19 protein-coding genes are annotated in these 19,894 nt (G+C 64.9%); 7 read left to right on the top strand and 12 right to left on the bottom strand.

Annotation, left to right across the window (positions count from 1 at the left end):
- Positions 1-191 precede the first annotated feature (191 nt).
- The 3 genes from lspA to DBV14_RS04045 all read right to left on the bottom strand — a co-directional run bounded on the left by lspA (position 192) and on the right by DBV14_RS04045 (position 4,730).
- Entirely contained in the window at positions 192-713 is a 522-nt protein-coding gene (gene lspA, locus DBV14_RS04055; RefSeq protein ID WP_124457919.1) for a signal peptidase II, read from the bottom strand.
- Positions 713-3,571, bottom strand: a complete 2,859-nt coding sequence (gene ileS / locus DBV14_RS04050; protein ID WP_124457918.1) for an isoleucine--tRNA ligase — start codon at positions 3,569-3,571, stop codon at positions 713-715. Before ileS ends, lspA begins: the two co-directional genes overlap by 1 nt.
- Before the next feature lie 121 nt (positions 3,572-3,692).
- Entirely contained in the window at positions 3,693-4,730 is a 1,038-nt protein-coding gene (locus DBV14_RS04045) for a bifunctional riboflavin kinase/FAD synthetase (RefSeq protein WP_124457917.1), read from the bottom strand.
- A gap of 166 nt (positions 4,731-4,896) precedes the next feature.
- On the opposite strand from DBV14_RS04045, the gene DBV14_RS04040 reads away from it, so the two are divergent.
- Positions 4,897-5,457: an HNH endonuclease gene (locus DBV14_RS04040; protein WP_093245882.1), complete on the top strand. Its 561-nt coding sequence runs from the start codon at positions 4,897-4,899 to the stop codon at positions 5,455-5,457.
- A 5-nt stretch (positions 5,458-5,462) separates the two neighbouring features.
- Here DBV14_RS04040 and DBV14_RS04035 read toward each other — a convergent pair whose 3' ends face one another.
- The 5 genes from DBV14_RS04035 to DBV14_RS04015 form a co-directional block, all read right to left on the bottom strand.
- Positions 5,463-6,542 carry a hypothetical protein gene (locus tag DBV14_RS04035; RefSeq protein ID WP_124457916.1) on the bottom strand — a complete coding sequence of 360 codons (1,080 nt, stop codon included), beginning with the start codon at positions 6,540-6,542 and terminating at the stop codon, positions 5,463-5,465.
- A gap of 161 nt (positions 6,543-6,703) precedes the next feature.
- Positions 6,704-7,492 (bottom strand): enoyl-CoA hydratase, encoded by a 789-nt coding sequence (locus DBV14_RS04030; protein ID WP_124457915.1) that lies wholly within the window; start codon positions 7,490-7,492, stop codon positions 6,704-6,706.
- Positions 7,493-7,506: 14 nt separating this feature from the next.
- On the bottom strand, positions 7,507-8,868 hold the full coding sequence (locus DBV14_RS04025; RefSeq protein ID WP_124457914.1) for an alpha/beta fold hydrolase: 1,362 nt from the start codon (positions 8,866-8,868) through the stop codon (positions 7,507-7,509).
- An 83-nt stretch (positions 8,869-8,951) separates the two neighbouring features.
- Positions 8,952-10,067 carry an acyl-CoA dehydrogenase family protein gene (locus tag DBV14_RS04020; RefSeq protein WP_124457913.1) on the bottom strand — a complete coding sequence of 372 codons (1,116 nt, stop codon included), beginning with the start codon at positions 10,065-10,067 and terminating at the stop codon, positions 8,952-8,954.
- 12 nt (positions 10,068-10,079) lie between these two features.
- Positions 10,080-11,261: an acyl-CoA dehydrogenase family protein gene (locus tag DBV14_RS04015; RefSeq protein ID WP_124457912.1), complete on the bottom strand. Its 1,182-nt coding sequence runs from the start codon at positions 11,259-11,261 to the stop codon at positions 10,080-10,082.
- A 162-nt stretch (positions 11,262-11,423) separates the two neighbouring features.
- Between DBV14_RS04015 and purN the strand changes: the two genes are divergently transcribed.
- Positions 11,424-12,020, top strand: a complete 597-nt coding sequence (purN, locus tag DBV14_RS04010) for a phosphoribosylglycinamide formyltransferase (RefSeq protein WP_124457911.1) — start codon at positions 11,424-11,426, stop codon at positions 12,018-12,020.
- Positions 12,021-12,056: 36 nt separating this feature from the next.
- Positions 12,057-12,371, top strand: a complete 315-nt coding sequence (locus tag DBV14_RS04005) for an I78 family peptidase inhibitor (protein WP_124457910.1) — start codon at positions 12,057-12,059, stop codon at positions 12,369-12,371.
- A 69-nt stretch (positions 12,372-12,440) separates the two neighbouring features.
- Here DBV14_RS04005 and DBV14_RS04000 read toward each other — a convergent pair whose 3' ends face one another.
- A complete protein-coding gene (locus DBV14_RS04000; protein WP_124457909.1) occupies positions 12,441-12,674 on the bottom strand; it encodes a DUF1653 domain-containing protein in 234 nt (77 codons plus the stop codon).
- A 51-nt stretch (positions 12,675-12,725) separates the two neighbouring features.
- On the opposite strand from DBV14_RS04000, the gene DBV14_RS03995 reads away from it, so the two are divergent.
- The 3 genes from DBV14_RS03995 (at position 12,726) to DBV14_RS03985 (ending at position 17,257) form a co-directional block, all read left to right on the top strand.
- Complete coding sequence (locus DBV14_RS03995) at positions 12,726-14,582, top strand: M48 family metalloprotease (protein WP_124457908.1); 1,857 nt, start codon at positions 12,726-12,728, stop codon at positions 14,580-14,582.
- Positions 14,583-14,638: 56 nt separating this feature from the next.
- On the top strand, positions 14,639-15,910 hold the full coding sequence (locus tag DBV14_RS03990; protein WP_124457907.1) for an RsmB/NOP family class I SAM-dependent RNA methyltransferase: 1,272 nt from the start codon (positions 14,639-14,641) through the stop codon (positions 15,908-15,910).
- 132 nt (positions 15,911-16,042) lie between these two features.
- On the top strand, positions 16,043-17,257 hold the full coding sequence (locus DBV14_RS03985) for a fatty acid desaturase (RefSeq protein ID WP_124457906.1): 1,215 nt from the start codon (positions 16,043-16,045) through the stop codon (positions 17,255-17,257).
- 179 nt (positions 17,258-17,436) lie between these two features.
- Here the strand turns inward: DBV14_RS03985 and rpmG are convergent, their stop codons facing one another.
- The 3 genes from rpmG to trxB all read right to left on the bottom strand — a co-directional run bounded on the left by rpmG (position 17,437) and on the right by trxB (position 18,997).
- Entirely contained in the window at positions 17,437-17,610 is a 174-nt protein-coding gene (gene rpmG, locus DBV14_RS03980) for a 50S ribosomal protein L33 (protein WP_007830291.1), read from the bottom strand.
- An 11-nt stretch (positions 17,611-17,621) separates the two neighbouring features.
- On the bottom strand, positions 17,622-17,855 hold the full coding sequence (gene rpmB, locus DBV14_RS03975; protein WP_007830293.1) for a 50S ribosomal protein L28: 234 nt from the start codon (positions 17,853-17,855) through the stop codon (positions 17,622-17,624).
- A gap of 188 nt (positions 17,856-18,043) precedes the next feature.
- Positions 18,044-18,997, bottom strand: a complete 954-nt coding sequence (gene trxB, locus DBV14_RS03970) for a thioredoxin-disulfide reductase (RefSeq protein ID WP_124457905.1) — start codon at positions 18,995-18,997, stop codon at positions 18,044-18,046.
- Positions 18,998-19,176: 179 nt separating this feature from the next.
- On the opposite strand from trxB, the gene DBV14_RS03965 reads away from it, so the two are divergent.
- Positions 19,177-19,851, top strand: coding sequence for a Crp/Fnr family transcriptional regulator (locus DBV14_RS03965; protein ID WP_093245859.1), 675 nt, complete (start codon positions 19,177-19,179; stop codon positions 19,849-19,851).
- Positions 19,852-19,894: the final 43 nt, after the last annotated feature.

Here is a 19,894-nt window from a genome sequence, read left to right as displayed (position 1 = left end):
TCCTTGGGCGGCCGTTGAGGCACCGCCGAGCAGCGGAGCGTCGGGCGGACAGGGCTCGCAGCTGTTTGAGCCGCAGGCGAGTTCTGCGAGACCCCGCGAAACGCGAGCACCGCAGGGGAGCCCGAAGGGCCGGCACAGCGGGGCTGATCGGGCCGTACCGCGTACCGGGCGCCCCTCACCAACGAGAAGAATTACTTCCCCCGCCGAACCCGCCGAATCTCATCAACGATCAAACAGATCGCGCCCAAGGTAATGGCGCTGTCCGCAGCATTGAACGCCGGGAAATACCAGTTCCCCAAGTGGAAGCTCAAAAAGTCCACGACATAGCCGTGCATCATCCGGTCCACCACGTTCCCGATGGCCCCGCCCAGAATGCAAGCCATCGAAAACGAAAACAGCTTCTGCCCCGCGTGCGACCTCAGCATCCACACGATGAACACCGCAGCCGCCACGCCGATCGCAGTGAAGAACCAGCGCTGCCACCCCGAGTGGTCCGCCAGGAACGAAAACGCGGCCCCGGTGTTGTGCGCCCGAACGACATTGAAGAAGCTCGTGACGTAGGTCCAGTCACCCAGCTTGTAGTAGCCCAGGATCAGCGTCTTCGTGAACTGGTCGATCATCACGATGATCAGCGCGAGCCCCAGCCAGGGCCAGATGCCCAGGCTGCCGCCGCGCGAACGCGATGATGCCGATGCGGAACGTGCGGCTGCCATCAGGCAAAGCTCCGCGATTCGCCGGCGCCGAACAGGTTGCTCGTGCAACGCCCGCAAATCGTCGGATGGGCCGCGTCATGGCCCACGTCGTCGCGGTAGTGCCAGCAACGGTCGCACTTCTGCGCCGTGCTCGGCGTCACCACCGTCGACAGCGTTTCGCCGCCAGCCGCAGCCAGCTCGATCGCCGAGGTGATGAAGACGAAGCGCAGGTCGTCGCCCAGCGAACTCAGCAGCGCGAAGTCGTCGGCCGGTGCGCTCACTTGCAGGTTGGCCTGCAGCGACGAGCCGACCTTGCCTTCGGCGCGCACCGCCTCGATGTCCTTGTTCACCGCATCGCGGATCGTGCGGATGCGGCTCCACTTGGCGAGCAGCGCTTCGTCCGGCGCGGCGAACTGGCTGTAGGTCTGCGCGAAGATCGACTCGCCCGGCTTGCCGGTGCCGACGAACTTCCACGCCTCTTCGGCCGTGAAGCTCAGGAACGGCGCCATCCAGCGCAGCATCGCTTGCGAGATGTGCCACAGCGCCGTCTGCGCACTGCGGCGCGCCAGCGAGCCCGGGGCCGTCGTGTAGAGGCGGTCCTTCAGGATGTCGAGGTAGAAGCCGCCCAGGTCTTCCGAGCAGTAGATCTGCAGCTTCGCCACCACCGGATGGAACTCGTACACCTTGTAGTGCGCAAGGATCTCGGCCTGGAACTGCGAGGCGCGCGCCATCGCGTAGCGGTCGATCTCGAACAGCTGGTCGAGCGGCACCGCGTCTTTGGCGATGTCGAAGTCGCTGGTGTTCGCCATCAAGAAGCGCAGCGTGTTGCGGATGCGGCGGTACGCATCGACCACGCGCGCGAGAATTTTGTCGTCGCCCGCGATGTCGCCCGAGTAGTCGCTGGCGGCCACCCACAGGCGGATGATTTCCGAGCCCAGCTTGTTGCTGATTTCCTGCGGGTCGATGCCGTTCTTGAGCGACTTGCTCATCTTGATGCCCTTGGCATCCACCGTGAAGCCGTGCGTGAGCAGGCCCTTGTACGGCGCGCGGTCTTCCAGCATGCAGGCGATCAGCAGCGACGAGTGGAACCATCCGCGGTGCTGGTCGTGGCCTTCGAGGTACAGGTCGGCTTCGGGGCCGGTCTCGTGGTGCACGTTCGGGTGGGTGCCGCGCAGCACGTGCGAGAAGGTCGAGCCCGAGTCGAACCACACCTCGAGGATGTCGGTGCTCTTGGTGTAGTGCGGTGCGTCTTCGGCACCGAGGATTTCTTCGACGGTGACGCGGCTCCAGGCCTCGATGCCGCCCTTCTCGACGATGTCGGCGGCCTGGTCGAGGATTTCCATGGTGCGCGGATGCAGCTCGCCCGAATCCTTGTGCAGGAAGAACGGGATCGGCACGCCCCAGCTGCGCTGGCGGCTGATGCACCAGTCGGGCCGGCCGGCGATCATGTCGTGCAGGCGCGCCCTGCCGTTCTCGGGGTAGAAGCTGGTCTGCTCGATGGCATCGAGCGCGGTCTGGCGCAGTGTCTTGGGGGCCTTGTCCTTGGTGAACACGCCTTCGCCTTCGTCCATGCGCACGAACCACTGGGCAGCGGCACGGTAGATCACCGGCGTCTTGTGGCGCCAGCAGTGCGGGTAGCTGTGGGTGATGGTCTCGGTGGTCAGCAGGCGGTTGGCGTCGCGCAGCGCGGCGATGATCACCGGCACGGCCTTCCAGATGTTCTGGCCGCCGAACAACGGGAAATCGGGCGCATAGCTGCCGTTGCCCTGCACCGGGTTCAGGATGTCGTCGTACGCCACGCCGTGGGCGATGCAGGAGTTGAAGTCGTCCACGCCGTAGGCAGGCGAGGAGTGCACGAGGCCGGTGCCGTCGGTGGCGGTGGCGTAGTCAGCCAGGTAGATGGGCGACAGGCGCTGGTAGCCGGCATCGACGTCGTACAGCGGGTGCTGGAATTCCAGGCCGCCCAGCTTCTCGCCCTTGACCGTGGCAACCACCTTGCCGTCGAGCGCATAGCGGTTCATGCACATCTCGACCAGCGAGTTGGCCACGATGAGCAGGCCGCGCTCGGTGTCGACCAGCGAGTACTCGAGCTCGGGGTTGAGGTTGATCGCCTGGTTGGCGGGGATGGTCCACGCGGTGGTGGTCCAGATCACGGCGAAGATGTCGCCCAGCAGCAGGTGGTCGGCCTCGAAGACCTTGAGCACCTTTTCGCGGTCGTTCGCCTTGAAGGCCACGTCGATGGTCTGGCTTTTCTTGTCGGCGTATTCGATCTCGAACTCGGCCAGCGACGAGCCGCAGTCGAAGCACCAGTACACGGGCTTCAGGCCGCGGTAGACAAAGCCGCGCTCGATCACGCGCTTGAACGCGCGCAGCTCGCCGGCTTCGTTGGCGAAGTCCATGGTCTTGTAGGGGTGGTCCCATTCGCCCAGCACGCCCAGGCGCTGGAAGTCGGCCATTTGCTGCGCGATCTGCTCGGTGGCGTACGCGCGGCTCTTGGCCTGCATTTCGTCGCGGCTCAGGTTGCGGCCGAACTGTTTTTCGATGGCGTTCTCGATCGGCAGGCCATGGCAGTCCCAGCCGGGCACGTAGAGCGCGTCGAAGCCTTCGAGCTGGCGCGCCTTGGTGATCATGTCCTTCAGGATCTTGTTCACCGCGTGGCCCATGTGAATCTGGCCGTTGGCGTACGGCGGGCCGTCGTGCAGGATGAACTTGGGCGCGCCGTGGCGGGCGTCGCGCAGGCGGTGGTAGCGGCCTTCGTCGTTCCATTCCTTCACCCAGCCCGGTTCGCGCTTGGGCAGGTCGCCGCGCATCGGGAAGGGGGTGTCGGGCAGGTTCAGCGTGGAACGGTAGTCGGTGGGGGTGGCGGCAGCGTCAGACATGTTGGGGTGCGAACAGAGAGGGCTTCGACAGGCTCAGCCCGAACTGCATTGAGCGGTCGGTGCGGAAGAAAAGCCGTTCGCCCTGAGCTTGTCGAAGGGCGGCAGCACGGGGCGTGCAGGGCTAAATTCGGTCGCGCGTGGTCTGGCGGTGGGTTTCGGCGTGGGTCGATGCAAAGAACGCGCGTGCGTCGCGGCCATCCTTCGCGATGCCCGCGGTGAGGGCTTCGAGGCTGGTGTAGCGCAATTCGTCGTGCAGTTTGTGCAGGAGTTCCACGCGGACGATTTTACCGTAGGCCCCTTCGGCTCCCAGATGAGAGGGCCACTCCAGGCAATGCGTCTCCAGCAAAACACGGCCGGCGTTGACGTCGTTGGCGTCCAGCGAGGGGCGCACGCCGAGGTTGGCCACGCCCGGCAGGGGATGGTCGGCCAGGCCATGCACCAGCACCGCGAAGATGCCGCTGGCGGCCGGTTTCCAGTGCTTGAAGCGCAGGTTGAGGGTGCGAAAGCCATCGTCCTTGCCCGGCGCCGAGGCGCCCAGCGCGCGGCCGAGCTTGCGGCCGTGGACCACGTGGCCTGAAATTGTGTAGGGGCGGCCGAGCAGCGTTTGCGCATCGGCCATGCGGCCTTCGGCCAACGCCTCGCGCACCGCCGAGCTGGACACCCGCAGGCCATGCACTTCGTAGCTGTTCATGCGCGCCACGTCGAAGCCGCGTGCGTCTCCCGCCGCATCGAGCATGGCGTAGTCGCCGGCCCGCTTGGCGCCGAAGCGGAAGTCGTCGCCCACCAGCACGTAGCGCGCGCCCAGGCCGTCGACCAGCACGTCCTGGATGAACTGTTCGGGCGACTGCGAGGCCAGCCGGCCGTCGAAGGGCAGCACGATGGTCTGGGCCACGCCGCAGGCCGCGAGCTCGCTGAGCTTGTCGCGCAGCGTGCCGATGCGCGCCGGGGCGAGGTCGGGTTTCTTGGTCAGGGCCGCGAAATAGTCGCGCGGATGGGGCTCGAAGGTCAGCACGCAGCTCGGCAGCCCGCGCTGGCGGGCCTCGGTCTGCAAGAGCGCGAGCATGGCCTGGTGGCCACGGTGCACGCCGTCGAAATTCCCTATCGTGAGGGCGCAGGCCGGGGCTACGCCCGGGTGCCGGAAGCCGCGGAAAACCTGCATCGGTGAGTATCTTTTTGATAGCGCCGTTCGCCCGTCAAATGGGCGAATCCGGCCGTTTTGTCACAAAGCCGGTATATTGTGACGCAGTGCGTCGTTTGGCGTGGGTCTCCGATGCACTCCGTGTCCCTGGTCTTTCCGTGGTTCTTCCTTTTTTGAGGAGACGTTGGTGAAGGTCTTGAAGCTGTCGGCCCAAGGGCTGCCCCAGTCATGGATATCGCTCGAACAGGCGGTGATCCACTACGCGGCGGACGAAGTTCGCTGGGAAGTGGGCGCGCAGGTCGCGGTGTTCCGTGGCGGCCACAACGCGATCACGGGCGAGCAGTCGCAGATCGCGATCAACAGCATCATCGGCACCAAGGGCGTGCCGCGCATCAATCCCTTCACGCAGCGTCCGGGCCTGACCAACAGCAAGCTGTTCTCGCGCGACCGCAATGTCTGCGCCTACTGCGGCGGGCATTTCCACGAAGACGAGCTCACGCGCGAGCACATCATTCCGTTCGCCCAGAAGGGCATCGATACGTGGATGAACGTGGTCACGGCCTGCAAGCCTTGCAACCACCGCAAGAGCAGCCGCACGCCGGAGCAGGCCAACATGCCGCTGCTGTATGCGCCCTATGTGCCCAGCCTGTGGGAAGACTTCATTCTGCGAAACCGCCGCATCCTGGCGGACCAGATGGAGTTCCTGATGGCTCACCTGCCGCAAAGCTCGCGGCTGCACGACACCTAGCCCTGTCAGAAGGTTTCGAAGGGCAGCGAGTCGGGGTTGGCCAGGAAATCCGTGGCCCTGTACTTGTTGGTGGTCATCCGGGTGCCTTCGATCTTCACCGCGCTCACGGTCGCATTGCCGAAATCGAGCCCCTCGTCTTCGAGGGCTTTCACCGCGCGGTGCAGTGCCTGCTTGTCGGGCTTGTAATGGCCGCTCGCGTTGTCGATGCGCAGCAGCACGCCTTTTTGGGCCTCGAGGGCACCCGCGCAAATGATGTCCTTGCCGGCATTGAACGAAGAATGATTGCGCTGCTTGTCCGTGTATTGCCCTTCCGCGCAATACAGGTTTCCATATTCGTCCATGGCCCAGATGAAGCTTCTTGTCGTGTCCAGGAGCGTGCCGTCTTTCTTGTATTGCAGCAGGCCGTTGCCGTTGACCTCGACCCAGTAGTCAAGGCGCGCGGACTTCTTCATGTATTCGACAGCGCTTTCTTTCGAAAGCTCGCTCAGCTTTCGAAAATCTTCTTCCGTCAGCTGCTCGAATTTCTTGCCTTTGAATTTCTTCACCTCGGGCGCTCCCAGTTCGAGGGAATTCCCGAGATAGCGATGAAGCAGGCTCGCCGATGGCGCGGTCTGTTTCTTGTTCCTGAGGTACAGGGCGCGCTCGTGGGCATAGACGCCCGCCATCGTGGTGGCGGGGCTGCGCTGGGGCGCATTCGCGCTGAGCGCCTTGATCTTTTTCTGATTGAAGGAAATTTTCATCCTGCCCGTGGCGTCGGTCTCGAGGTTTTCGAGTTCCACGAGCACGTCATTGGCCAGCGACGCAATATGAACGCGCCGGCTCACCGCGAGCTTGTTTTCGCTGAGGCGCTTGAGCTTCATCCATTGCGAGCAGTTTGAAACGATCGCGGCGAGAAGCGCGATCTGCGCGGCGTTCGTGGAATTGGCGGGCTTTTTCCACCAGGCCTCCAGTGCGGCGTCGATCTTCTTGATGTTGGGACCACGCGCCTGCTCGAAAAAGGCGTGGTTGTTCGTATTGAGCTTGAAGACGTCGTAATGGGGAATGGGCATTGATTCCTCCTTGCACGGGCATGCATCGCCGGACAAACAGAGGCTCTATTCATCGATGGCAGGCGGATGCACGGCGTCCTGGTGCAGGAAGCCAGACGATACGAAAGGACCATGTTCGAGGGCAATCCCCGGAAACAAGTAGCTTTGCGTTCCCTCGGCGGAATCGGTTGAAGCGCAATGCGCTCGCGCTATTTTTTCTAGCGCTTCCAGTCCGGCGGCCGCTTCTCGATGAACGCCTGAACGCCCTCCAGTGCGCTCGCGTCCATCATGTTGCAGGCCATGGTCTGGCTGGCGTCGACCAGCGCGGCTTCGATGGCGGTTTCGAGCTGGCGATAGAACAAAGCCTTGCCGAGCGCGAGCGCGGTACGGGGCTTGGCAACGATGCTGGCCACCAGCGTTTCGACGGCGGCGTCGAGTTCCGCGGGCGGCGCCACCCGGTTGACCAGGCCTTTCTCGCGCGCTTCCTGGGCGCTGATGAATTCACCGGTCACGAGCATCTCGAAGGCTTCCTTGCGCCCGAGGTTGCGCGACAGCGTGACGCTCGGCGTGGCGCAGAACAGCCCCACGTTCACTCCGCTGACTGCAAAACGCGCTTCGCTCGAAGCCACCGCCAGGTCGCACACGGCGACGAGCTGGCAACCCGCGGCGGTGGCAATGCCGTGCACGCGTGCGATCACCGGCACGGGCAGCCGCTGGAGCGACAGCATCATTGCGCCGCAGCGCTCGAACAGCTGCTGGTAGTAGCCCAGCGAGGGCTCGGCGCGCATTTCCTTCAGGTCGTGTCCCGCGCAGAAGGCCTTGCCCGCCGCCGCGATGACGACGGCGCGCACGCCATTGTCGGCCGCGATGTCGCCGATGGCCTGCTCGAGCGCTCCGAGCATGCCTTCGGACAGGGCGTTGAACGAGGCCGGGCGGTTCAGTGTCAGCGTGACCACGCCGCGCGCATCGCGCGTTGCCAGCACGAAGGGAGAGGCGGTGTCGTTCATGGTGTCGCTGCGCCTCAGTAGGTCAACTCGAGCACCGTGGCGTGCTCCTGGGCGGCGGGCCAGGTCAGGCCGGTGATGCGCTCGCCATTGAACTCGCCCGTTACCGCGCGCTGCGGTCCGCTGGCGGCGACGCGCAGCCGCGAAGTCGACACGCCCGCGCCCTTGGGCGGCACGCCGGCCGGCGGGCTCTGGCCGTCGAAGCGCACGGTGTCGCGCTGCGCGTCGAAATAGCCGCGCGGCCGCGTGAAGACGACGACGGCATTCGCGCCTTCATCGGCCGGCACGATGCGCTCGGGGCGCAGGTGCACGAAGCTGCTGCTGCGCGGGAACGGGCTGCGGTAGATGTGCGTGGTGCCGTAGCCGGGCGCGACGAGAACGAATTCGTAGGCGGTGTCGCCGCGCGCGTTGAACGGTCCCCAGCGGCCATCTGCGCCGATGTTCTTGCTGTGCACCGCGTCGCCGCGCCGCGCGCCCGTGGCCGGATCGATGGCATGGACCGTCACCTGCCCGCCGTTCAGCGACAGGTTTTCCGCACCGATCGCGCGGCCGTTCAGAACGACATTGGTGTCGGGCGCCACGGCCGTGGTGCGCGGTGCCTGCCCAGTCAGGAATTGCCAGGTTGCCGCAAACGCGGCCGGCGAGAACGAGACCTCGCGGTGGTCGGCCCGCGGCAGCACGACATTGGTCGCGCCCTTGAGCGCCGGCCCGTCGAAGCCGATGTTCGTCGGCCTGCCGGGCGCGCCGATCCACACACCATCGGGCTGGGCGTACTTGTCGTTGTTGTCCGAGCGCAGCGTCAGCCATTTCACGCCGGGCGTGACCTCGTCGCCGTTCGCGCCTTTGGGTGCGTTGAGCTGCTGCATGAAGCCCGACAGCCCCGAGAACTCGTTGTTCTCGCGAAAGCCCTTCACGGCCCAGATGCCGTGCGCCGGATTGCCGCCCAGCACCACGTGGCTCACGACCTCCGCGCCGCCGCCGTTCTGCACGTAGTTGCGAATGGTGTTGCCGCCGCGCGAGTTGCCGATCAGCACGACCTTGCTGGCGCCGGTGGCCCTCAGTACCTTGTCGACTTCGGCCTTCAGGAAGACGGCCGATTCGGTGGTCGAGCTGCGGCCCGGTTGCGCCACGGCGTCGTCGTCGCGTGCCAGGGGATTGGGCTGGTCGACCGCGAACAACCGGTCGCGCGGCCAGCCGTTCGATTCGAAGCGCCAGATCGTCGTTTGCCACAGCGCGGCCGAGTCGCCGTTGCCGTGCATGAACACGATCGGCGGGCGTTCGGTGAACGAAGGCGTGGGGGCGGTGGCGCAAGCGGTCAGCATGGCGGTCGATGCGGTCCCGAGGAGGGCAAGGGCAAGGAGGGTGCGGCGTGAAGGCATGTTTCGTTCCTGGGCTGGGTTCCAAGTAAAAACGCCCACCGGCGCGAAGCGGGTGGGCGTTGGATGCTAGGGGAAAAAGGCCGTCAGGCGAAGACGCCGGCGGTGTCCTGCATGCGGGCCGACACTTCGCCCAGGTGGTGCAGGGTGTCGCCGAAGGTCAGCTCCAGTTGCGTGAGCTTGCGGAAGTAGTGGCTGCCGATGTATTCGTCGGTCACCCCGATACCGCCATGCAGCTGCACCGAGTTGGCGGCCACGTAGCGCATCGACGTGCCCAGCTGGTACTTGGCGCGCGCCAGCGCCTGGCGGCGTTCTTCGGCCGGGGCGTTGAGCTTGAGCGTGGCGTAGTAGCTCATCGAGCGTGCCAGCTCGAGCTGCATCTTCACGTCGGCGACGCGATGGCGCAGCGCCTGGAAGCTGGAGATGGCCACGCCGAACTGCTTGCGCTGGTTCATGTACTCGACAGTCACGGCAACGGTCTTGTCCATCACGCCGACGGCTTCAGCGCAGGTGGCGGCAATGCCGACGTCGACCGCGTACTCGAGGGCGGCCAGGCCGTCGAGCGTGACCAGCGTGGCGTCCGCCTTGTCGAACACGACTTCGGCCGCGCGGCCGCCGTCCTGCGTGCCGTAGCCGCGGGCTTCGACACCGCTGGCGCTGCGCTCGACCAGGAACAGGGCGATCTTTCCGTCGACCTTGGCAGGCACCAGGAAGGCGTCGGCTTCGTCACCCACGGGCACCACGCTCTTGGCGCCGGTCAGCGACCAGCCGTCGCCGGCCTTGGCCGCATGGGCGTCGCACACGTCGAGGCGGTAGCGTGCCTTGCGCTCCTGGTAGGCCAGCACCACGATGGCCTGGCCGCCGGCGATGCGCGGCAGCCAGTTTTCCTTGGTGCCCGCGTCGGCGTAGCCACTGAGCACGGCGCCGGCGATCAGCGTCTGCGCGAAGGGCTCCAGCACGATGCCGCGGCCCAGTTCTTCCATCACGACCATGCCGGCCACCGGGCCCATGCCCAGGCCGCCGTCGTCTTCGGCGATGTACAGGCCGCCCAGGCCGAGTTCGGCCAGTTCGTCCCAGGCCTCGCGCGAGAAGCCGCCCTTGGCCTCGATGCCGCGGCGGCGCTCGAAGTCATAGCCCTTGTCGACCCACTTGCGAACGGCGTCGCGCAGTTGTTCCTGGTCGTCGGTGAAATTGAAATCCATGTGCGTGTCTCCTCAGCCCAGAACCGTCTGCGCGACGATGTTGCGTTGCACTTCGTTCGAACCGCCGTAGATGGTGGTCTTGCGCATGTTGAAGAAGGTCGACGTCAGCGGCGCGATGGCCGGGTTGCCGCCCGGGAAGTTGCCTTGCCAGCCGGCTTCCATGGCCTCGCGGATCAGCGGCAACGAGTAGGGGCCGCCGGCCAGCATCATCAGTTCGCTGTAGCGCTGCTGGATCTCGCTGCCGCGGATCTTGAGCAGGCCCGCGACGTCGAGCGAGTTCTTGCCCGAGGTGGCGGCCGACAGCACGCGCAGCACCATCATCTCGAGGGCGACGATGTCGACTTCGAGCTTGGCGATCTCGTCGCGGAAGCGCTGGTCTTCGTAGACGCCTTCGCTCTTGGCGATGCGCTTGAGGCGCTCGAGCTCGCGCTTGGCGCGGTTCACGTCGGCGATGTTGGTGCGCTCGTGCGAGAGCAGGTGCTTGGCATACGTCCAGCCCTTGTTCTCTTCGCCGATGAGGTTCTCGGCGGGCACTTCGACGTTGTCGAAGAACACTTCGTTCACTTCATGGCCGCCGTCGAGCAGCTTGATCGGGCGCACGGTAACGCCGGGCGACTTCATGTCGAGCAGCAGGAAGCTGATGCCGGTCTGCGGCTTGCCTTCGTTGCTGGTGCGCACGAGGTTGAACATCCAGTCGCCGTACTGGCCGAGCGTGGTCCAGGTCTTCTGGCCGTTGACGATGTACTTGTCGCCCTTGCGCTCGGCCTTGGTCTTGACCGAGGCCAGGTCGGAACCCGAGCCGGGTTCGCTGTAGCCCTGGCTCCACCAGACTTCACCGCTGGCGATGCCGGGAAGAAAGCGCTTTTGCTGCTCGGCATTGCCGAAGGCCATGATCACCGGGGCCACCATGACGGGGCCGAACGGAATGATGCGCGGCGCGCCGGCCAGGGCGGTTTCTTCTTCGAACAGGTGGCGCTGGACGGCGGTCCAGCCGGGGCCGCCGAATTCCTTGGGCCAGCCGTAGCCCAGCCAGCCCTTCTTGCCAAGAATCTTGGCCCAGTTCTGCAGATCGTCGCGTGTCAGCTCGAGTGCGTTGTGCACCTTGTGCGACATCTCCTTGGGGAGGTTTTCCTTGACCCAGTCGCGAACTTCTTCGCGGAACTTCTGTTCTTCGGGTGTGAAGCTCAAATCCATGCGTGCCTCGCTGTGTTGATCGGTTCACCGCAGACGCGGTGTGTCTCCGGAACCGTGAGTTTTAGCACGGTCGTGCTGTGAAACGGTGTCCGCGCGGCGACAAGTCGTGACAACCGGGCGCCGGGCCCCACCGAATCCGGGGCACGGATAATCCCGCCTCCCATGAAGAACATCGTGATCCTGATTTCCGGCGGCGGTTCCAACATGGCGGCCATCGTGCGCGCCGCCGAGCGCGACCGCTGGGCCGACCGTTTCGGCGCGCGCATTGCGGCCGTGGTGAGCAACAAGGCCGAGGCCGGCGGGCTGGCGCTTGCAAAGTCGCACGGCATCGATACCGCCGTCGTCCCGCACAAGGATTTCGCCACCCGCGAGGCCTTCGACGAGGCGCTGGCGAAGGTGGTCGACGGTTATTCGCCGGCGTTGGTGGTGTTGGCGGGGTTCATGCGCATCCTGACGCCGGGCTTCGTCGGCCGCTATGCCGGCCGGTTGGTGAACATCCACCCCTCGTTGCTGCCCGCGTTTCCGGGGCTGAATACGCACCAGCGGGCCATCGAAGCCGGCTGCAAGGTGGCGGGCGTGACGGTCCACCAGGTGACCACCGAGCTCGACCACGGGCCGATCCTGGCGCAGGCCGTGGTGCCGGTGCTGCCCGACGACACGGCGGCGACGCTGGCAGGGCGGGTGCTGGCGCAAGAACACCTGTTGTATCCACGTGCCATCGCCGGATGGCTGTCAGATACATCGAGTCACAATCGATAAAGTTGTTTATATTCGCGGGTTTTCGGGGAGTTTGAAGTGAAAACCCAATCGCTGCTGCTGACCGTCGCCGGTGCCGCCTTGATGGCTGCCTGTGCCGCTCCGGCGCCCGCACCCGCCCCGGCGCCCGCGCCGCCGCCGGAACCGGTCTACCAATGCAACGCGGACGGCGCCCGGTTTGCCGTTGGCCAGCCCTTGACGCCTCAACTCGAAGCCGCGGCCCGTGCGCGCTCCGGCGCGGGTGTCGTACGTGTCTTGAGGCCGAACGAGGCCGCGACGATGGAACTGAACGGCGGCCGGCTCAATCTCGATGTCGACGCGCGCAACCGCGTGACCGAGGTCCGCTGCGGTTGACGGTAAATCGGTTGCTATTGAAAATATAGCAACCGGATCAGGCAGGACGCCAGAGACAGGCGTATTTGGCTAGACCGGGGTGAATCGCCGCCGCGGCGTGCCGTCGATCTCGATGGTTTCGCCGAACATCGCGGCAGGCCGCACCCAGAGCCCATGGGCTCCATACAAGGCGCGGTACAGCGTCATCGGCTCCAGGGTTTCGCTGTGGCGAACGGTGCCGATCACCTCGTATTCGCCGCCTTTGTAGTGGCGGTAGCGGCCGGGGGGTGTTTCGATCAGAGGGGGCAGGTCGTCGTCGTTCAACGGGGGCTTCTTTCTTTCAAAAACTGTAGCGGCTTGATTTGACGGAGTCGGATGGATCGCGCTGATTTTGTTCACCTGGTTCGACTGAGCGAGCATGCCAGTGCGGACGACAGTGCGCGCTATCGACGCAGCGTCGCGGCCTTTGCCGCGCTCGGCTACCTGTGGGTGCTGGGCTGTCTCGGGCTCGCGGTGGGCATCATTGTCTGGGCGATCTGGGGGCTGGGGCGGGGCGAGCGCTTCGGTTTCACGCGGGGCTGGCTCCTGCTGTTTGCCGCGGGCTTGCTGTGGGCCACGCTGCGCGCGCTGTGGGTGCGCTTCGACGAGCCCGAAGGCAAGGAGCTTTTTCGCGAGGACGCGCCGGCGCTCTTCGAGGCGCTGGACCGCATTCGCACCAGGATCAAGGGGCCGCCGGTTCACCACGTCTACCTGGACGACGAGTTCAACGCCAGCATCCGCCAGGTGCCGCGCTTCGGGCTCTTCGGCGGTGCGGTCAATTCCCTGAGCATTGGCTTGCCGCTGCTGATGATGCTCGACCGGCGCCGGCTGCTGTCGGTGCTGGCGCACGAATACGGCCACCTGCGCGGCAACCACGGCAAGCTGAGCGCCTGGATCTATCGCACGCGGCTGTCGTGGCTCAAGCTCGACGCCAACCTGCAGCGCGACGAAGGCGTGATGGCGCTGCTTTCGCAGGCCTTCTTCCGCTGGTACTTTCCGCGCTTCGCGGCCAAGACCTTCGCGCTCGCCCGGCAGGACGAATACGAGGCCGACCGCATTTCGGGCCGGCTGCTGGGCGCGCCGGTGGCCGCCGCGGCGCTGACCGAGATCGCGATCAAGGGCAACTGGTACGCCAACGAGTTCTGGCCCTGGCACTGGTCGCGCGCCGAGCACGAGCCGCAGCCGCCCGGGCCGTTCGCAGCCTTGCGCAAGCGCGTCCGCACGCCGCCCAGCGACGAATTCGCGCGCCAGGCGCTGCGCGATGCGATGCGCCGTGTCAGCGACCTGGAAGACACCCATCCGGTGTTGCGCGACCGGCTCGAAGCCCTGGAGCAGAAGGCCGCCTTGCCCGAATGGTCGGAGCGCCCGGCGCTCGAGTTGCTGGCCGATCGCAAGAAGTGGATCGAGCATTTCGACAATCTGTGGCGCCGTGCGCATGCCGCCGACTGGAAGCAGCACCATGCGCACAGGTCGCGCATCCGCGAGCGCATCGCGGTGCTGGCGGCGCGCGGCGAGCACAACACGCCCGACGAAATGGTCGAGTGGGCCGACTCGGAGCGGCGCCTCGACCCGGCGGCGCCGGTGCGAATCCGCTACGAAAGCGCCCTGAAAATCGCGCCGGAGCATCCTGGCGCACTGCGTGGGCTGGTGCAGATGCTGCCCGCCAGCGATCGCGCGTCGCGCCTCGTGGTGCTCGAGCGGCTGCACGAGTCCGGCGCGGCCAGCCGCTGGTGGGCCGCCAGGAGTGCCGTGGCCTCGCTCGAAGACCCCGACGCAGGGCCGCATGACGAGGAAGCGCTCAAGCTGTGGCGCGGCCGGCTCAAGGAAGCGGAAGAGGCCGAGGCGCGCGCCTGGGAAGAAATTACCGACACGCCGGTCTTCAGCCAGATCACGCGGCACGACCTGAACCACCACGAGCTGGAGGAGTTGAAGGCGGATCTCGCGCGCAACCTTCCCGTGTCGCGGGCCTGGCTGGTGCGCAAGAACTTGCGCGAATTTCCCTGGCGCCGCGCTTACACGGTGTTTGTCGAACTGCCGGGGCTCGACGACGACGGCCGCTGGCAACTGTGCCGCCAGCTCGAGCAAACCCTGAGCCTGCCGGGCGTGGCGCTGGTGCTCTGGGCCGGCCATTCGCCCACGTTGGCGGACATCGAGCGGGAGGCCTTCGGGCCGGTCTGGACGCGCGCCGCATAGGCCGAGCCCAAAGCCCCTTCGGTCCGGCATGCCGGCTGGCTGAGACAATCGGGGGTATGCACCCCAAAGCCCTGTTGGAGGCCACCGCCGATCTGGTCGGCCTTGTCCTGAAATTCGATCACCCGGCCGACCAGGTCGTTTCGCGCTTTTTCCGCGACCACCGCGAGTTCGGCCCGCGCGAGCGCGCGACGCTCGCCGAAACCGTCTACACCGTGCTTCGCAAGAAGCTTCTGTTCGACCACCTCTCGCCCTCGGGCACCGGTTCGAAGGAACGCCGCATGGCGATCCTGGGCTTTTACGGCCCGCGCGATTTTCTGAAGAGCGCCCTGACCGACACCGAAAAGCGCTGGCTCGACAACTGCGACGCCGTCAAGCCGGAAGACTTGCTCGAACGCCATCGCCACAACCTGCCCGAGTGGCTGGTGGCGCCGCTCAAGGCGCAGCTGGGCGACGGTTTCTGGCCGCTGGTCGAAAGCCTGCAGCAGCCGGCGCCGCTGGACCTGCGCGTCAACGCCCTGACCGACAAACGCGCCGAAGTAAAGGCGGAGCTTGCGAAAGCTGCTATCAAATCGGAAGCGACGCCGTTTTCGCCCTGGGGCTTGCGCATCGACGGCAAGCCGGCGCTGACCAAGTTGGACGCCTTTGCCCGCGGTGCCGTGGAGGTGCAGGACGAAGGCTCGCAACTGCTGGCGCTGCTGCTGGATGCCAAGCGCGGCGAAATGGTGGTCGACTTCTGCGCCGGAGCCGGCGGCAAGACGCTGGCCATTGGCGCGACGATGCGCAACACCGGCCGTCTCTATGCCTTCGACACGTCGGCGCATCGCCTCGACGCGCTCAAGCCGCGGCTGGGGCGCAGCAAGCTTTCGAACGTTCATCCGGCCGCGATTGCCCATGAGCGCGACGATCGCGTCAAGCGCCTGGCGGGCAAGATCGACCGCGTGCTGGTCGATGCGCCGTGCTCGGGGCTTGGCACGCTGCGCCGCAATCCGGACCTGAAATGGCGCCAGTCGCTCAAATCGGTCGAGGAACTGACGGTCAAGCAGACCGCCATCCTGCAAAGCGCCGCGCGGCTCGTGAAGTCGGGCGGCCGGCTGGTCTATGCCACCTGCAGCGTGCTGCCGGAGGAAAACGAGGCCATTGCCGAGGCTTTTGCCGCCGCCAACCCCGATTTCGAGCCCGTGGACGCCGCCGAGCTGCTGCAGGGGCTCAAAGTGGAAGGTTTCGAGGCACTTTGCGCGGGGGGCGAGGACGGCAGGCGCTACCTGCGGCTGTGGCCGCACCGCCATGCCACCGACGGTTTCTTTGCCGCAGTGTGGAACCGCAAATAGGCGCAGGACTCCAATCGAGGGTTAATCAGTGCTTTTCTTGAAGGGTAAAAGGCCTCGTTTTGGCCCTGCCGACTTAAAATCGCTGGTTATCTGAAGGCTGCACCTTCGTGTGGCCATGGAGTACCTGACTCAATGTTGCTTCCTGACTCCGCCGTTCTGAACGCGGCCATCCAATGGCTCGGACACGGCCTGTGGGACCTCACTTGGTGGCAAGTGGTGTTGTACACGCTCGTCACCACGCACATCACCATCGCGGCGGTCACGATCTTCCTGCACCGCACGCAGACGCACCGGGCCATGGATCTGGGCCCGATCCCGTCGCATTTCTTCCGATTCTGGCTGTGGCTTGGCACCGGCATGGTGACCAAGGAATGGGTTGCCATTCACCGCAAGCACCACGCCAAGTGCGAAACCGAAGAAGACCCGCACAGCCCGCAGGTCAAGGGCATCGACGAAGTTTTGTGGCGCGGCGCCGAGCTGTACCGCAAGGAGTCGAAGAACAAGGAAACGATGGATCGCTACGGTCACGGCACGCCTGATGACTGGATCGAGCGCAACCTGTACACGCGCTACAGCTGGCAAGGCGTGGGCCTGATGCTGATCATCAACCTGGCGCTGTTCGGCACGCTCGGCATGGCCGTGTGGGCAGTGCAGATGCTCTGGATCCCGATCACCGCCGCCGGCATCATCAACGGCATCGGTCACTACTGGGGCTACCGCAACTTCGAGGCGCCTGACGCCAGCCGCAACATCTCGCCCTGGGGCCTGATCATCGGCGGCGAAGAGCTGCACAACAACCACCATACCTACCCGACTTCGGCCAAGTTCTCGGTCAAGAAGTACGAGTTCGACATCGGCTGGATCTACATTCAGGCCATGCAGGCCATTGGCTGGGCCAAGGTCAAGAAGGTGCCGCCGAAGATGCAGATGGGCGACATCCAGCCCGTGGCCAACGAGAAGACCCTCGAGGCCGTCATTGCCAACCGCTACGAAGTCATGGCCGGCTACGCGCGCGAAATGCGCCGTGCGACCAGCGAAGAACTGGCCGTGCTGAAGACCAAGGGTGCCGACCTGTCGGTGCTCAAGGCTGCCAAGCGCTGGCTGCACCGCGACGACGACAAGGTGCCTGCATCGGCCCGTAGCCACGTGGTGCAAGCCCGTGCCGCCCACCCGGTGCTCGACAAGATGGTCACGATGCGCGAAGAGTTGCGCCAGCTCTGGCTGAACACTTCGCAGTCGCGCGAGCAGCTGGCGGCCGATCTGGCAGCCTGGTGCCACCGTGCCGAGGCCAGCGGCATTGCCGGCCTGCGCGAGTTCTCGACCCGCCTGCGCGCCGCACGCGTCTAAGGACTGGGAAGCGAAAAGAGCAGTTCTCCTGCTCATTGAAAAAGCCGACCTCGATGGTCGGCTTTTTTGTACCCGCCGTATTTGTATTTCCCAAATGAACAGGGTGGCGGGAAATAAACAGGCAACAAAAAACCCGCTGGATCACAGCGGGTTTTTTGTTTTGGACAACCAGGACTGAATTACTTCAGCTTGATTTCCTTGTATTCGACGTGCTTGCGTGCCTTCGGGTCGAACTTCATGATCGACATCTTTTCAGGCATCGTCTTCTTGTTCTTGCTGGTCGTGTAGAAGTGGCCGGTACCCGCGGTGGATTCCAGCTTGATCTTTTCGCGTCCGCCTTTGCTCGTTGCCATGATTCAGCTCCTTAAGCTTGGCCGCGTGCGCGCAGGTCTGCGAGCACGGCGTCGATACCGTTCTTGTCGATCAGGCGCAGTGCAGCGCTCGAAACGCGCAGGCGAACCCAGCGGTTTTCAGTCTCGACCCAGAAGCGGCGATATTGCAGGTTCGGCAGGAACCGGCGCTTGGTTTTGTTGTTGGCGTGGGAAACGTTGTTTCCGACCATCGGGCCTTTGCCCGTTACGTCGCATACGCGTGCCATGTGGACACTCTTTCTTGAACAGCTGGCACCGGCGCAATCGCGATGATTGCAGGGTGTTTTGCAGCTTGACCTCGCCAGAAACGGGTGGCGGTACCCCGGCTTTGCCGTAACCCAATCCCCGGTGAGGGAGTGGCCATATTTCGGCAAAGCCTCGGATTATAGCCCTTTTGCCCGACGGTGGGCCTGGCTCAGTCGTCCTGCTCGAGGAAACGCTGCGCGTCCAGTGCGGCCATGCAGCCCGTGCCGGCACTCGTGATCGCCTGGCGGTACACGTTGTCCTGCACGTCGCCGGCCGCGAACACGCCCGGAATGCTGGTCATCGTGGCAAAGCCCTGCAGGCCGGAGCGGGTCAGGATGTAGTTGTCCTTCATTTCCAGCTGGCCCTGGAAGATGTCGGTGTTCGGGTGGTGGCCGATGGCGATGAAGCAGCCCTTGAGGTCGATCTGCTCGGTTGCGCCGGTCTGCGTGTTCTTGATGCGGATGCCCGTCACGCCCGTGCCGTCGCCCAGCACTTCGTCGAGCTGGTTGTGCAGTTTCAGCACGATCTTGCCCTCGGCGACCTTTTCCATGACCTTGTCGATCAGGATTGGTTCGGCGCGGAATTTGTCGCGGCGATGCACCAGCGTGACCTTGTTGGCGATGTTCGAGAGGTACAGCGCTTCCTCGACGGCCGTGTTGCCGCCGCCGATCACGCAGACTTCCTGCTCGCGGTAGAAGAAACCGTCGCAGGTGGCGCACGCCGAGACGCCGCGGCCCATGAACTTTTCCTCGGAATCGAGCCCCAGGTACTTCGCGGAAGCGCCCGTGGCAATGATCAGCGAGTCGCAGGTGTAGGTGCCGCTGTCGCCCGTGAGGGTAAAGGGGCGCTTGCTCAGGTCGACCTTGTTGATGTGGTCGAACACGATCTGCGTCTTGAAGCGTTCCGCGTGCTCCAGAAAGCGCTGCATCAGTTCGGGGCCCTGAACGCCGTGAACGTCGGCCGGCCAGTTGTCGACCTCGGTGGTGGTCATCAGCTGCCCGCCCTGGGCAATACCGGTAATGAGCAATGGCTTCAGGTTTGCGCGCGCTGCGTAAACGGCGGCGGTATATCCGGCCGGGCCGGAGCCGAGAATTAAAACCTTGGCGTGTTGGGGAGCAGACATGATAGAAAACCTAGGATATACGCTGCTTCAGCGTGTACATTTTCAGGGTGGTAGCGATATATGTGGAGTATCACCGCTCGGTTCAACACCGGGTGCACGGTGTTTTCAATGCGCGCGATTGTAGTAATCCATTGGCTTGTCTTTTGGACCACGTCGCGCGCTGTATCAGGGATTGATAAATGTCGATGCTGTCCAACCTTGAATTGCTTCGGCGCGTTCCTTTGTTCGCGTCGCTGACGGCTACGCAGTCCGCAAGCATCGCGGATGCGATCATCAAGAAGCGCTTCAAGCGTGCCGAAGTTGTCGTGGAGCAGGGCAAGAAGTCCGACGCGCTCTACATCATCCTGACGGGGCGCGCGCGCGTTACCAGCGCTGACAGCCGCGGCCGGGAAGTGATCCTGGCCACGCTGCACCCCGGCGATTATCTGGGCGAGATGAGCCTGATCGACGACGAGCCGCATTCGGCCACGGTGCGCACTGAAATCCAGTGCGACGTGCTCATGCTGGGCCGCGATGCCTTTGCGCGCTGCCTGCCCGAGAACTCCTCGATGGCCTACAACATCATGCGCGGCCTGGTGCAGCGCCTGCGCCACGCCGACCGCAAGATCGAGTCGCTGGCGCTGATGGACGTCTACGGCCGCGTGGCACGCTCGCTGCTGGAATTTGCTGTCGAGGACGGTGCCGGCAACCTCAAGGTGCGCGACAAGATCTCGCGGCAGGATCTCGCCAAGATGGTCGGCGCCTCGCGCGAAATGGTGAGCCGCGTCATGAAGGACCTCGAAGAGCGCGGCTTCGTGCAGACCCAGGACGACGGCTCGATGATCGTCAAGGAACGGCTCCTGTCTCTCGCTTGAGCCTCCAGGGCCGGGTCCGCCAGGGGCGGCCACGGCCTTTTGT

This window comes from Variovorax sp. KBW07 (genome assembly GCF_003852515.1).
In the GTDB taxonomy this organism is placed as follows: Bacteria; Pseudomonadota; Gammaproteobacteria; order Burkholderiales; family Burkholderiaceae_C; genus Variovorax.
This window is presented reverse-complemented; position numbering and strand designations above follow the sequence as displayed.